10 protein-coding genes are annotated in these 13,654 nt (G+C 75.3%); 9 read left to right on the top strand and 1 reads right to left on the bottom strand.

The features are described from left to right. Position 1 precedes the first annotated feature (1 nt). The 8 genes from gspG to gspN are packed head-to-tail and all read left to right on the top strand — an operon-like array spanning position 2 to position 6,982. A complete protein-coding gene (gene gspG, locus PSR1_RS07020; protein ID WP_059436906.1) occupies positions 2 to 415 on the top strand; it encodes a type II secretion system major pseudopilin GspG in 414 nt (137 codons plus the stop codon). 10 nt (positions 416 to 425) lie between these two features. Further along, positions 426 to 1,037 (top strand): type II secretion system protein, encoded by a 612-nt coding sequence (locus tag PSR1_RS07015; RefSeq protein ID WP_059436905.1) that lies wholly within the window; start codon positions 426 to 428, stop codon positions 1,035 to 1,037. Then, positions 1,034 to 1,660 (top strand): prepilin-type N-terminal cleavage/methylation domain-containing protein, encoded by a 627-nt coding sequence (locus PSR1_RS07010; RefSeq protein ID WP_059436904.1) that lies wholly within the window; start codon positions 1,034 to 1,036, stop codon positions 1,658 to 1,660. Before PSR1_RS07015 ends, PSR1_RS07010 begins: the two co-directional genes overlap by 4 nt. Further along, entirely contained in the window at positions 1,657 to 2,316 is a 660-nt protein-coding gene (locus tag PSR1_RS07005) for a type II secretion system protein J (protein WP_059436903.1), read from the top strand. The genes PSR1_RS07010 and PSR1_RS07005 overlap by 4 nt, the downstream gene beginning before the upstream one ends. After that, positions 2,316 to 3,764 carry a type II secretion system protein GspK gene (locus tag PSR1_RS07000; RefSeq protein ID WP_059436902.1) on the top strand — a complete coding sequence of 483 codons (1,449 nt, stop codon included), beginning with the start codon at positions 2,316 to 2,318 and terminating at the stop codon, positions 3,762 to 3,764. Before PSR1_RS07005 ends, PSR1_RS07000 begins: the two co-directional genes overlap by 1 nt. Before the next feature lie 4 nt (positions 3,765 to 3,768). Then, positions 3,769 to 5,406: a pilus assembly protein PilM gene (gene pilM / locus PSR1_RS06995; RefSeq protein WP_059436901.1), complete on the top strand. Its 1,638-nt coding sequence runs from the start codon at positions 3,769 to 3,771 to the stop codon at positions 5,404 to 5,406. A 1-nt stretch (position 5,407) separates the two neighbouring features. Next, on the top strand, positions 5,408 to 5,965 hold the full coding sequence (gene gspM / locus PSR1_RS06990; protein ID WP_059436900.1) for a type II secretion system protein GspM: 558 nt from the start codon (positions 5,408 to 5,410) through the stop codon (positions 5,963 to 5,965). Between the two features lie 3 nt (positions 5,966 to 5,968). Beyond that, entirely contained in the window at positions 5,969 to 6,982 is a 1,014-nt protein-coding gene (gene gspN / locus PSR1_RS06985; RefSeq protein WP_059436899.1) for a type II secretion system protein GspN, read from the top strand. Positions 6,983 to 7,003: 21 nt separating this feature from the next. On the opposite strand, the gene PSR1_RS06980 is transcribed toward gspN, so the two are convergent. Next, positions 7,004 to 9,487 (bottom strand): methyl-accepting chemotaxis protein, encoded by a 2,484-nt coding sequence (locus PSR1_RS06980; RefSeq protein ID WP_059436898.1) that lies wholly within the window; start codon positions 9,485 to 9,487, stop codon positions 7,004 to 7,006. Positions 9,488 to 9,686: 199 nt separating this feature from the next. Here PSR1_RS06980 and smc point away from each other — a divergent pair, with 199 nt between their 5' ends. After that, positions 9,687 to 13,286 carry a chromosome segregation protein SMC gene (smc, locus tag PSR1_RS06975; RefSeq protein WP_059436897.1) on the top strand — a complete coding sequence of 1,200 codons (3,600 nt, stop codon included), beginning with the start codon at positions 9,687 to 9,689 and terminating at the stop codon, positions 13,284 to 13,286. Positions 13,287 to 13,654: the final 368 nt, after the last annotated feature.

Here is a 13,654-nt window from a genome sequence, read left to right as displayed (position 1 = left end):
GATGCACGCCCGCAACCGTCGCCGCGCCCAGCGCGGCATGACCCTCATCGAGATCATGGTGGTGATCGTGATCCTCGGCCTGATCGCCTCCGCGGTGGCCGTGAACGTGGTCGGCCAGATGTCCAAGGCCCGCGTGGACACCGCCAAGAACGACGTCCGCAAGATCGCGGACGGCGTGGACACGTTCAAGGTGCTGAAGGGCCGCTACCCGACCACCGAGGAGGGCCTCTCGATCCTCATCAAGGAGAACATCCTCAAGGCCAACAAAGACGGGACGCTGAAGGACCCGTGGGACAAGGAGTACGTCTACCTGTACCCGGGCCAGACGCACCAGGACGGCTACGACGTGAAGAGCTACGGCGCCGACGGCCAGCCCGGCGGCGAGGGCGAGAACGCCGACGTCGTGAACCCGTGAGGCCGGGCGCTTGGGCCGACGCCGCCGCCAGCGAGGGTTCACCCTCATCGAGCTGCTGATCGTGATCGGCGTGATCGGCCTGCTCGCGGCGATGGTCGTGCCCGCGGCGGAGTCGGCCACCGGCGCGAACGCGCGCAAGGCGGCGGGCGAGCTGTCCGGGGCGATGCGCTACCTGTACGACACGGCCGCGCTGCGGAACGCCACCTGCCGGATCGCGCTCGACCTGGGGCAGCGCTCGTGGTGGGCGGAGTGCGCGCCCGGGGCGGTGGGCATCTCGGACCCGGCGCGGCCGCAGGACGACGCGGCGCTGGCGAAGCGCTTCCCGGACGAGAAGGACGAGGAGATCCGGCGCCTGCTCGCGCGCAGCACGTTCGGCAAGTTCGAGGACCGCCTCGTCGGCGAGCGCAAGCTGCCCGGCTCCACCGGGTTCGGGCCCGTCCACGTGGAGGGGCGGCGCGACGCGATCGAGCAGGGGCTGGCCTACGTGTACTTCTTCCCGGGCGGCCAGGCGCAGCGCGCCTGGGTCCCGGTGGTGGACCGGTCCAACGTCTACACCGTGGTCACCGAGCCGTTCACCGGCCGCTCGCGCGTGGTGCCGGGCAAGGTGGAGGTGGCCGAGTGACGCCCGCCGCCGCGCGCCGGGGGAGCCGGGCCGATCGCCGCGCCCGCGGCTTCACGCTCCTCGAGGTGATGGTCGCGCTCGCGATCCTCGCCATGGGGCTGATGGCGCTGTCCGACGTGGTGGGCGGCGCGCTCCGCAACCACGCCCGCGCCGGGCGGCTGGACGTGGCCACCCTGCTCGCGCGCGGGAAGATGGTGGAGCTGGAGGAGGCGTACGAGCGCAAGGGGTTCCGCGACTTCGACGAGGAGGACGACGGCTCCTTCGAGCGCGAGGGGCACCCGGAGGTGCGCTGGAAGCTGGAGGTGCTCCGCCCGCGCGTGGAGCTCGGCCCGGAGCGCATCCTGCAGCTGCTCACCGGCAGCGAGGGCGGCGACCTCTCGGCCCTGCTCGGCGGGTCGGGCGGCGGGAAGGACGCGCAGGGCGGCGGCCCGCAGACGGTCACGCCGGGCACCGCCGCGGTGGCGGGCACGCTGAACGCGCAGCTCACCGCCATGGGCGAGCAGATCAAGAAGGCGGTGCGCGAGGTGCGCCTCACCGTCTCGTGGCCCGAGGGCGCGCGGCAGGACTCCTTCACGGTGGTGACGCACCTGGTGGTGCTCGCGCCGACGGAGCCGGGCACGTGAGCGGGCGGCGCGCCGCCGCGGGCGGGTTCACGCTCCTCGAGGTGCTGATCGCGATGGCGATCACCGCCGCGGTGGGGGCGATGACGCTCGGCGCGTTCCACCAGGTGGACCGCGCGCAGGAGATCGCCCGCTCCCAGGGGGATCGCTACGCGGCGGCGCGCCTCGCGCTCACGCGCCTGGCGCGCGAGACCTCGATGGCGTTCCTGTCCGAGCACTACGACAAGAACCGGCTGCGCGAGCGCCCCACCCTGTTCCGCGGGCGCGAGGACACGCTGCTGTTCTCGACGCAGGCGCACCGGCGGCTGCTCCGCGACGCGCGCGAGTCCGACCAGTCGGTGGTGGAGTACACCCTGGAGTCGACCCCGGGCGGCGGGGAGCAGGCGCTGTTCCGGCGCGAGAAGGGGCGCGTGGACGAGGAGCCCGAGCGCGACGGGCGCAAGGACATCGTCGCCGACCACGTCACCGGGTTCCGGGTCCAGTACTGGGACGCGAAGAAGAAGGACTGGGTGCGCGAGTGGAACACCCGCTCGGTGGAGCGCGCGAACGAGCTGCCCGCGCGCGTCCGCTTCGAGCTCGAGGTGAAGCTCGCCGACGGCCGCACCGAGCGGTTCTCCACCGAGGCGCGGGTCGCGTTGACGCGGCCGCTGGACTTCTGATGCGCGCCCTCCGCCCGAGCCCGCGACCCGTTCGCCGGCGCCCCCGCGGCGCCGCGCTCCTCGTCGTGATGGTGTCGCTCGCGATCCTCACCGCGCTCTCGGTGGACCTCGCCTACGAGACCCGCGTCCGGCTGCAGATCGCGGTGAACGGCCGCGACGAGCTCCGCGCCACCTACCTCGCGAAGAGCGCCGTGTCCTTCTCGCGCCTGGTGCTCGCGTTCCAGCAGCAGATCGACCAGGCCAGCGGCGCGGCCTGCCAGGCGTTCGGCGCGCTCGCCGGCGGCGCCGGCGGCGGCACGGCGACCGGGACGGGCGCGACCGGGACCGCCGGCGCCGGCGGTCAGGCGGCGGGGGGAGCCTGTCCGCGCCCGCAGATCTGGGAGCTGGTCCCGGTCAGCTCCGGCCTGGTGCAGGCGCTGTTCGGCGAGGCCGGCCCGGCGGCGCAGGCGGCCGCGGAGGGCGCGCCGCCGCAGGCCCGCTTCGGCGACTTCGAGGGCGGGTTCGCCTCGAAGATCGAGGACGAGGGGCGCAAGGTGAACGTGCAGCTGGACGCGCTCCAGACCAGCGGGCTGCTCGGCCCGCAGGTCGAGGCGATCCTCCGGCTCGTCTGCGACGCGCGCTGGGATCCGCTGTTCGACCGCGAGGACGCGGACGGGCAGCGCTGGACCCGCAACGACCTCCTCCTGCACCTGCGCGACTGGGTGGACGACGACGAGGCCGGCTCCGCGCTCGCGGTGAGCTACCCGGGCGGCGACGGGTGCACGTTCGTCGTCCCCGCCAACCCGTTCGAGAAGGGCTTCTCCGACGAGAACCGGCCCTACGACCACGGCCGCGATCGCTACCGCGCCAAGAACGCCCGCTTCGACTCGCTCGCCGAGCTGAGCCTGGTCGCGGGCGTGAGCGACGCGTTCCTGGCCGCCTTCGGCGACCGGCTCACCGTCTACCTGCCGCGCGAGGCGAGGATCAACGTGAACACCTCGGACGCGTCGGAGCAGATGCGGATCGCGTGGATGATGGCCGACCCGGCGGCGCAGCCGCTCCTGCTCGACCCCGCCTTCCCGCAGAAGCTGCAGCGCGCGCTCTCCGACGTGCGCATGGGCGGCCTGATGGCGCTCACGCCCCCGCAGTTCGCGGCGGTGGTCGCGGCGCTGGGCGTGCCCGTGCGCGCCGACTACCTGACGCAGAACCCGAAGTCGCCGTTCACCGACCGCTCGGCGGCGTTCCGCATCCGCGCGTTCGGCAACGCCGGCGCGGTCAGCAAGACCATCGACGCGGTGGTCACCTTCGACCCGAACCAGAACCAGCCGGCCGGCACGGCCCCGCTCGCGGGGACCGCCGGGACGGCGCCGGCGGCCGGGACGCCCGCCGCCGGCAACCCCCTCATCACCGCGCTCCAGGGCCAGGCCGGGATCTCCTCCGGCCGCCTCATCCACTGGCGCGAGGAGTAGAGACATGGCCCAGCACATCCTCGGCCTCGACCTGGGCGCGCACGCGGTGAAGGCCGTGCTCCTCGAGAGCACCTACCGCGGCTACGCCGTCCTCGGCGCCGCCAGCGCGCCCGTCCCCCGCGCGGAGGGCGACGACGCGCCGCCGCTGCTGGCGCGGCAGGCGGCCGCCGTCCACCAGCTGCTGGAGGAGCGCGGGTGGCGGGTGGACGAGTCGGTGGTGGCGTTCCCCGGCTCGGCCGTCTCCTCGAACGTGGTGACGCTCCCGTTCACCGACGCGCGCCGCATCGAGCAGACCATCGGGTTCGAGGTGGAGGGGCAGATCCCGTTCGACCTCGCGTCGGTCGCCTGGGACTGGCAGCCGCTCGGCGTGCGCGACGGCAAGACCGACCTGCTGGTGGGCGTGGTGCGCAAGGAGGAGCTGGGCGCGCTGCTGGCGGCGCTCGGCCACGGCGGCCTCGACCCGCGCGCGGTGATCCCCGCCGGCCCCGCCTACGCGGCGCTGCTGGCGGGCGGGGCGGTGGCGCCGCTCGCCGCGGCGCCGCCGGAGGGACCCGCGCCGGCGGAGGGCGTGCTCGACGTCGGCGCCGAGCGCACCAGCCTGTGCATCACCGTGGCGGGCGCGTGCGAGGCGGCCCGGACGTTCGCGTTCGGCGGCGCGCACCTGGTCCGCGCGCTGGCGCGGGCGCTCGCGATCCCCGAGGCCGACGCGGGCGCGCTCCTCGCCGGCGAGCTGGGCGGCCCCCCGCCGCCCCCGGAGCTGGCGGCCAGGGCGCGCGACCCGCGGGCGGCGGCGGCGCTCTCCGCCGCGCTGCAGCCGCTCGTGCGCGAGGTGCGCGCCACGGTGCGCGCCTGGCAGGCGCGGGTGGGGCCGCGGCGCCTCGAGCGCCTCTCGCTGGCGGGCGAGCTGGCCGCGCTGCCGGGGCTCCCGGAGCTGCTCGCGGCGGACGTGGACGGCCCGGTGGTGCCGCTCGCGCTGGCCGGCCCGGCCGCGGGCGCCGTCCCCGCCGACCGCGCCCCCGGGCTGGCGCTCGCGCTCGCGCTCGCGCTGCGCGGCCACCAGGGCGCGCGCGCGCCGCGCCTGAACCTGCGCCGCGGCGAGCTCGCGTACACCCGCGACTTCGAGCACCTCAAGGGCAAGCTGGCGCGGCTCGGCCTGTACGCGGCGGCCATCCTGGTGCTGGCCGTGGTGAGCGCCGGGGTGAAGGTGTTCGCGCTCTCGCGCCAGGAGGCGTCGCTCGATCGGGCGCTCTGCGACGCGGAGCAGAAGATCCTGGGCCGCTGCTACCCGAACTTCGAGGAGGCGCAGGCCATCCTGCGCGGGCGCGGCAGCGCGGCTGCGGCGCTGCCGCGGGTCTCGGCCGTGGACGTGCTGGCCGAACTGGCCGACAAGGTGCCGGCGGAGGTCCCGGTGCGGTTCGACCGGATCGAGATCACCCGCGACAAGCTGCACCTGGAGGGCACCACCGACGGCGCCGAGAGCGTGGACAAGGTCGTCGAGGGGCTGCGCGGCTCGCGCTGCTTCGGCGACGCCCGCTCCGGCAGCGCCCGCAAGCGCGCGTCCGACGGCAAGTTCGAGTTCTCCATCGACTCCGGGCTGACCTGCCTCGAGTCCGGCCCGCGCGACGCGGGCGAGAGGGGCTGAGATGGACTTCCTCCGCAAGCTGCGCTCGGACGTGGCGGCCTGGATGGCGAAGCTCGCGCCGCGCGAGCGGGTGCTCGTCACGGTCGCGGCGCTCGGCGTGGCGCTGTTCGCGATCTGGCTGGTCTCGCTGTCCATCAGCCGCGGCATCTCCGCGCGCGAGGCGCGCATCGAGGACAAGACCAAGGTCCTCTCGCAGGTGGGCAAGCTGGCGGAGGGCTACCGGCGCCGCCAGGCGGAGCGGCAGGCCATCGAGTCGCGGCTGAAGGGGCCGCCGGTGCAGCTGCTCAGCCACATCTCCCAGGCCGGCACGGCGCTCGGCATCGAGGTCACCGACCTCCGCCCCACCACCACGGCGGGCGACCTCGAGGGCCTGCGCGAGGAGGCGGTGGAGGTCAGCATCGCGCGCGTGGACCTGGGCCGGCTCGCCCGGCTGATGCAGACCCTCGAGCGCGGCCCCGGCGTGGTGAAGGTGCGCCGGGTCCGCGTCACCACGCGCACCGACGACCCCGCGCTCGTGGACGCGACCGTGGTGGTCTCCACCTACCAGCTCAAGGCCTGACCGATGAAGCTCGACCTCGGACGGATCCGGCTCCCCTCCATGCCGTGGCTTGCGCGCCTCCCGGGCATGTCGCGCGTGGACTGGAACGTGTGGCGCCCGCGCGCCGGCTACGCCGCGTTCGCGCTGCTCGCGTTCGCGGTGGCGCTCCGCGGGACGTTCCCCTCGGAGGCGGTCCGCGAGCGGCTCATCCTCGAGGCCGGCGCCCGCGGCTGGCAGTTCGAGGCCGACGACATCGGCCCGGGCGGCCTGCTGGGCGTGACGGCCGAGGGGGTGCGGCTCGAGGACCACGCCTCGCACCAGCTCGCCATCGACCGGGTGAGCGCCTCGCTCCAGCTGCTGCCGCTGCTGCTCGGCCGGCAGGTGATGGACGTGGACGCGCTGATCTACGAGGGGCGCGTGCGCGGCAGCACGGCGCTCAACGGCGCCGAGCGGCGCACCGTCCTGGCGCTCCAGGGGCTCGACCTGGCCCGCGCCGTCCCGCTGAAGGTCGCCACCGGCATGGACCTGCAGGGCTCGGTGTCCGGCTCGGTGGACGTCACCGTGCCGGAGGCGCCGGCGGGCCGGCCCACCGGCCACATGGAGCTCGCGGTGGCCCGCGCCGGCGTGGCCGGGGGCCAGCTGCCCATCCCCGGCATGGCCACCGGGCTGCGCCTCCCGCGCGTCGGCCTGGGCGAGATCGCCGCCAGCGTGAGGCTGGAGGGCGGCAAGGCGGCGGTGGAGCGGCTCGAGGCGAAGGGCGGCGACGTGGAGCTCGCCACCGACGGGCTGGCCGTGACCCTCGGGCCGCGGCTCGAGCACGCGGCGGTGTTCGGCAAGGCGACGGTGCGCATCCAGCCCGCCTTCTGGAGCGCGAGCGCCACCGCCGGCCTGCGGCCCATCGTGGAGGCCGCGCTCGCCTCGGCGCGCACGCCGGACGGCGCCTACCGGCTCCAGGTGGTCGGGACGCTCGGCCACCCGCGCATCGTGCTGACGCCCGGGCAGGGCCGGCCGGCCATGGGCGGCGGGGACGAGGAGTAGCGGGGCGGGACCGTCCGCCCCCTAGACCTTGAACCGCCCCACCCGCTCCGCCAGCGCGCGCGAGCGGGACCCGAGGCGCTCGGCGAGGCCGGACAGCCCCTCGACGGCGCGCTCGTGCTCGCCGGCCGTCTGCGAGAGCGTCCGCAGCCCCTCGCGCACCCGGCGCGTGGCCGCGTTGTGGCGCTCCACCGCGCGCCCGATCTCCGCGAGCATGCGCTCCACCCGCCCCAGGCTCTCCAGCTGCTGCCGTCCGCGCGTGGACTGGTCCTCCAGCGCGCGCGCCACCTGATCGGCCATCGCGTTCACGGTCCGCGAGGCGGTGTTCACGCCGGCCGCGCTGCGGCCGACGAGCTGCACCGCGGCCGCGACCGCGCGAGAGCCGTCCGCCACCGACTCCACCAGCAGCGAGACCTCGTGCGTGGACTGCGCGTGCGAGCCGACCGCCGCCCGGATCGCCGCGGCGGTCTCGCGCCCCTGCGCGGTGGAGCGGCGGATCTCGCCGAGCGCCTCGAGCGAGTTGCGCGCCAGCTTCACGCCCTCGCCCGCGAGCGCGTCGCCGCGGTCGATGAGCGCGGCGGTGCCCTCCACGTCGTCGCGCACCGCGCGGACGATGTCGCCGATGGAGGTGGTCGAGCGGGCGATCTGCGCCGCCAGCTCGCGGATCTGCTCGGCCACCACCGCGAAGCCCTTGCCGTGCTCGCCCGCCTGCGAGGCGATGATGGACGCGTTGAGCGAGAGCAGGCTGGTGCGCCCGGCCACCTCGGAGATGAAGTCCACCACCTGGTCGATGTCGTCGGAGCGCCGGCCCAGCACGGCCACGCGGCGGTGCGCGTCGGCCACCGCCGCGCGCAGCGCCTCGATCCCGTGCACCGTCTCCTCCACCACCCCGCCGGCCCGCTCGGCCACGTCCGCCACCATGCCGGCGGTCCGCTCGCTCTCCTCGGCGGCGCGCTCCAGCGTCCCGATGGACGACCGCACCGCCGAGAGCGTCCCGGCGGCGTTGCCGGCGTGCTGCTCCAGCTCGGCCAGCGTCGCGTCGGCGTCGCGGCCCGCGTGCGCCAGCGACTCCACGTCCCGGAGCGCGACGGCCATGGCGCGCTCCAGCTCGGCCCCCTTGCGCCGCACCTCGTCCAGCCCGGACGCCATCTCGCCCACCTGCTGCGTGGTCGCGGAGACGTACTCCGACAGGCCGCCGACCCCGCGCGCCACCAGCGCGATCGAGCCCTCCATCGCCTCCACCGCGCCCTGCGCCGCCACCGCCCCGGCGTGCTGGTCGAGCGCGCCGGCCCGCACCCGCTCGCCGATGGCGCCGGCCTCGCGCGCGCCCGCCGAGACGCCCTCGCTCGCCGACTGGACGTCCACGACCAGCGCCTTCAGCCCCTGCGCCATGCGCCGGAAGTCGGCGGCGAGCTGGCCCATCTCGTCGCGCGAGACCGAGGGCGGGCTGGCGGCGAGGTCGCCCGAGGCGATGCGGTCTGCGGCGCGGCCGAGCGTGCGGAACGGGAGCGTGATGGCGCTCGCGGCGAGCCAGGCGAGCAGCGCGGTGGCCGCGTAGACCACCAGCGCGCTGACGGAGAGCGCGCCCCAGAACGCGCGCCGCCGCGCGCGCACCGGCTCCTCCGGGAGCCAGGAGACCACGCGGCCGCCCGAGGCGGTGGCGCGCGACACGAGCCAGCCGCCCTCGACCCGCAGCGCGCCCGCGGCCGCCGTGGCCGCCCCCTCGAACGGGACGCGGCCCGCGCCGAAGCGCGCCACCACCGCGCCGCCGGGGCTGAGCACGGCCGAGGGCGTGCCCGTCACGAGCCAGAGGTGCTCGGCGAGCTCCGCGTCGGTCGAGGCCGCGCCGGAGGCCACCGCGCTCTCCTGCGCGTGGGCGGCGGTGGCGACGTACTCGCGGTCGATGTCGCCGCGGTAGCGGACGTAGCCGGTGGCCGCGAAGAGCAGCACGCAGATGGTGATGAGCCCGAGCGCCAGGATCAGGATCTTCCCGCGCACCGTGCCCTGGACGGCCACCTCGGCGTCCGGGCCGAGCCGCTCGAACACCTCGCCGGCGGCGGTGCCGGCGAGCGCGTAGCAGAGCATCGCCGCGAGCGACGCGCTGGCGAAGCCCACCGCGGCGCCGGCCAGCCCGACGTCGAGCGGGACGCCGCGCGCGCGGGCCATGGCGGTGAGCACCACCGTGGCGAGGACGCCGGCGGCGAGCACCACCGCGGCCGTGTAGGCCGGGAGCCGGTGCCCGGTGGCGGCGGCGCGCAGCGCGAGCGGCGTCGGGATGGCGCCGGCGCGGCGGTGCGCGTCGTCCGCGGCGCGCAGCGGGCGCGAGAGCATCCAGACCGCCCCGCCCGCGGCGACCCACTCCAGCGCCAGGCTCGCGACCAGCGCGAGGCGCAGCGCCTCGCGCTCGGGCGTGGCGAGCGGGAACGCCTGCGTCACCCACCACCCCACCGCCGTGCCGAGGAGGATCATCGACGCGACGTTCCGGACCAGCCGCCAGCCGAAGCGCATGTGGCCCGGGAGTCTATCCCGGGCGCGCGCGCCGGCGCTGCCCCCGCGCGGCCATACACGTCAGGCAACGCAACGTCGCGTTTCCCCATGGGAAACCGGCGGCGGCGCCCGGGACCCGACCCGGCGGTCGGTGAAAACCCCCCATTGATCAAGGGCTTCGCTTGAACTCGCCCATGGGGTCGTGATATCGCGTTTCGCCATGCGCATCCGCCGCCTGGACATCGTCGGGTTCAAGTCCTTCATGGACAAGACGGTCGTCGCGTTCGACGACGGGGTGACCGGCGTCGTGGGCCCGAACGGCTGCGGCAAGTCCAACGTGGCCGACTCGATCCGGTGGGTCCTCGGCGAGCAGTCCGCGCGCCACCTGCGCGGCCGCTCCATGGAGGACGTGATCTTCAACGGGTCGGAGTCGAAGCCCCCGCTCTCCATGGCGGAGGTGATGCTCACCTTCGTCAACGACCGCCCCAGCGAGCTGCCGCCGCAGTACCAGGGGTTCGGGGAGATCACGGTCGGCCGCCGGCTGTTCCGCACCGGCGAGTCCGAGTACCTGGTGAACGGCGTCCAGGCCCGCCTGCTGGACGTGAACGACATCTTCTTCGGCTCCGGCGTCGGGCGCACCGCCTACTCGATCATCGAGCAGGGGCGCATCGGCCAGATCGTCTCCGCCCGCCCCGAGGACCGGCGCGCCATCATCGAGGAGGCGGCCGGCATCACGAAGTACAAGAAGCGCCGCGAGGCGGCCGAGCGGAAGATGGAGGCCACGCAGCAGAACCTGCTGCGCGTCGCCGACATCGTGCAGGAGCTGGGCAAGCAGCTCGAGTCGCTCAACCGGCAGGCGCGCAAGGCGGAGAAGTACAAGGCGCTGCGCGGGCAGATCCGCGAGCTCGAGCTGCGCACCGCCGCCGCCCGCTACCTGGAGCTGACCGCCACCCGCCGCGCCGCCGAGGAGCGGCAGGCGACGCTGAAGGCGGAGGAGGCCGAGCTGACCGCCCGGCTCGCCGAGCTGGACGGCGCGCTCGAGCAGGACCGCGCGCTCACCGGCGAGAGCGAGGCGCGCCTCGCCGACCTGGGCACCCGCGAGCACGCGCTGGAGAGCGCCGCGCGCGTCTCCGAGGTCTCGGTGGAGGCGGCGGCCCGCGAGCTCGACCAGATCGCCGAGCGCACCCGCGCGCAGGCGGCCGAGGTGGAGGCGCTGAAGGACCAGGCCGAGGCGCTCGCCGCCGAGCGGGAGACGCTGCTCCGGCAGCGCGACGACCTGCAGTCGCTGGTCACCACCGACGAGGGCCGCCTGGGCGAGGCCGAGGCCGCGCTGCGCGAGGCGGGCCGCGAGCAGGGCGCGCTGCAGGCAGAGGCCGACCGGTCGCGCGCCGCCGCCGCCGCCGCGCTCTCCGAGGCCACCTCGCACCGCAGCCAGCTCGCGCAGATCGAGCGCCAGCGCCTCGACCTGCGCGGCCGCATCGAGCGCAACCGGGCCGAGGCCGACGACCTGGCGAAGCGCGCCGGCCAGCTCGACGAGGCGCGCGCGCGCCACGTGGAGAAGCTGGGCCACACCCGCCAGCTGAAGCTCCGGCTCGACGAGCAGCGCGGCGCGCAGGAGGAGCTGCTCGAGCGCACCCGCGCCGAGTTCATCCAGAACGAGGCGAAGCTCATCACGCTGCGCGAGGAGCTGGCCGAGAAGCGCTCGCGCCTGCAGAGCCTCCTCGAGATCGTCCGCAACTACGAGGGCTACGGCCGCGGCGTGCGCAGCCTGATGACCCGGGCCGGCCAGGACGAGGCGCGCGACCACGGCATCTTCGGGCTGGTGGCGGACGTGGTGTCCGCGCCGGAGGAGTACGAGAACGCCATCGAGGCGGTGCTCGGCGAGCGGCTCCAGTACGTCATCGTGGAGAGCCACTCCCAGGGCGTCGAGGCCATCGACTACCTGAAGACGGCGGCCGAGGGGCGCGCCTCGCTCATCCCCATGGCCCGCCTGCGCGAGGCGGGCGCGAGCGATCCCACCGACGCCGACCGGAGCCAGCCCGGCTTCGTGGCGGTCTGCCTGGACGTGGTGACGTTCGACCCCTCGTACGAGAAGGTGGCCCGCTTCCTCCTCGGCGACGCGATCATCGTGCGCGACCTCCCCTCCGCGCTGGAGATCTGGCAGCAGAGCGCGGTGAAGCGGACGCTGGTCACGCTCGACGGCGAGGTGCTCGACCCGTACGGCGTCGTCACCGGCGGCCCGCTGGAGGGCGAGGGGCACGGCGCGCTGCAGCGGCGGCGCGAGGTGCAGGAGCTGGAGGAGACGGTCCGCGGCTTCGAGGCCGAGTTCTCGCTGGCGCAGGAGCGGCACCGCACCCTGCAGGCGCGGCTGCTCCAGCTCGAGGCGGCGCTGAAGTCGCTCGACAAGGACGGGCGCGAGAAGGAGCTGGCGCTGGTCGAGGAGGAGAAGGACCTCGCCCGCGTGGGCTCCGAGCTGGAGCGCGTCGGCGACCGCACCGGGCAGCTCGAGGCGGAGCGGAAGCAGCTGGAGGAGGCGGTCGCTGGGCTGGTGCGCGAGGAGGAGGAGCACCGGGTCGCGGCGGCCACCGCCGAGGCCGAGCAGGGGCGCGCCGAGGAGCGGGCCCGCGAGGCGGTGGCGGCGCTGGAGCACACCCGCGCCCGCGGCGACGTGCTCTCGGCCGAGCTGATGAACCTGAAGGTGAAGGCCGCCGCCGACGCCGAGCGGCGCGAGGGCATCGGCTCCGCCCTGAAGCGGATCGACGACGCCCGGCGCGAGGTGGACGAGCGGCGCGGCCGGCTGTTCGCGGCGCTCTCCGAGGCGAACGCGCGCGCGGCCGAGCTGCGCGGCCGGCTGGAGGGCACGCGGGTGGACCTGGGCCGGCTGGGCCAGGACCTGGCCGCGATCCGCGAGGAGCTGGCGCGCGCGCGCGCGGCGCACGAGGCGCTGGTGGCCGCGTCGCGCGGCCGCGAGGCCGAGGCGCGCGAGCTGCGCGGCCGGGCCGAGACGGTGCGGCAGGCCTGCAACGAGGCGGCGCTCACCGCGCGCGAGCACGCGCTGGAGCTCTCGCACCTCGAGGAGCAGACCCGCGAGCGCTGCCAGGCCGAGCTGCGCTGGGAGGTGGCCCGCTTCCACCTGGAGAAGCCGCCGGGGGACGCCGAGCGCGAGCGGCTGGACGACCTCAAGGCCCAGGCCGAGCGGATGGGCGCCATCAACCTGACCGCCATCGAGGAGTACGACGAGCTGTCCAGCCGGCACGCGTTCATGAGCGAGCAGCGCGCCGACCTGGAGCGATCGCTCGCCGACCTCAAGGCGGCCATCGTCAAGATCAACCGCGCCAGCCGCGAGCGCTTCCAGGAGACGTTCGACCGGGTGAACGAGAAGTTCCAGCAGGTGTTCCCGCGCCTGTTCGCGGGCGGGCGCGCCGGCCTGGTGCTCACCGCCGCGGAGGGCGACGGCGAGCAGGGCGTGGAGATCTTCGCGCAGCCGCCCGGCAAGAAGCTCCAGAGCGTCAACCTGCTCTCCGGCGGCGAGAAGGCGCTCACCGCGGTCTCCCTCATCTTCGCCATCTTCCTCATCAAGCCCACCCCGTTCTGCCTGCTGGACGAGGTCGACGCGCCGCTCGACGACGCGAACGTGGGCCGCTACAACGAGATGGTGAAGGAGATGTCGAAGAACTCGCAGTTCATCCTGATCACCCACAACAAGCGGACCATGGAGATGGTGGACACGCTCTACGGGGTGACCATGGAGGAGCCGGGCGTCTCGAAGCTGGTCTCGGTGCGGCTCTCCGAGCGCACCCGCGAGGCCGCGGCGGCGTAGTCGGCCGGCGAAGCGCGCGCCGTCCTGGAGCCGCTCGTGGTTCGACGGGCTCACCACGAGCGGTCCTCTGCCGGGCAGCATCTTCCAAGGCGCCGTCTCCGAGCCGCTCGCCCCGAGCCCGTCGAAGGGCGAGCGCGGTGCCCTGCCGCGCCGAATTGACACCCGCGCGCCGGGGGCCCTATATGCTCGGGCTCCCGAAGCATTTTCCTCGCCCGGAGCCCGCCCGCCGTGAACCCGCTCGCACTCACCGCGAACGACGCCGCCGCCGTCGCGATCGTCGCCGCCGTGCTCCTCCTCGTGGTGGTGGCCGCGCTGCGGCTCGCCCGGAAGAAGCGCGCCGCGCCCGAGGCGCCGCCGCGCGCGGCCCC

Origin of the sequence: Anaeromyxobacter sp. PSR-1, from assembly GCF_000964525.1 — a bacterium.
GTDB lineage: Bacteria > Myxococcota > Myxococcia > Myxococcales > Anaeromyxobacteraceae > Anaeromyxobacter.
Note: the sequence above shows the minus strand (reverse complement) of the source record. Positions and strands in the feature narration are given on the sequence as shown.

Excerpts from the sequence above, each read along its gene's own strand:
- gspG (WP_059436906.1), top strand. The coding sequence starts at position 2 with ATGCACGCCCGCAACCGTCGCCGCGCCCAGCGCGGCATGACCCTCATC.
- PSR1_RS07000 (WP_059436902.1), top strand. The coding sequence starts at position 2,316 with ATGCGCGCCCTCCGCCCGAGCCCGCGACCCGTTCGCCGGCGCCCCCGC.
- pilM (WP_059436901.1), top strand. The coding sequence starts at position 3,769 with ATGGCCCAGCACATCCTCGGCCTCGACCTGGGCGCGCACGCGGTGAAG.
- gspM (WP_059436900.1), top strand. The coding sequence starts at position 5,408 with ATGGACTTCCTCCGCAAGCTGCGCTCGGACGTGGCGGCCTGGATGGCG.
- gspN (WP_059436899.1), top strand. The coding sequence starts at position 5,969 with ATGAAGCTCGACCTCGGACGGATCCGGCTCCCCTCCATGCCGTGGCTT.
- PSR1_RS06980 (WP_059436898.1), bottom strand. The coding sequence starts at position 9,487 with ATGCGCTTCGGCTGGCGGCTGGTCCGGAACGTCGCGTCGATGATCCTC.
- smc (WP_059436897.1), top strand. The coding sequence starts at position 9,687 with ATGCGCATCCGCCGCCTGGACATCGTCGGGTTCAAGTCCTTCATGGAC.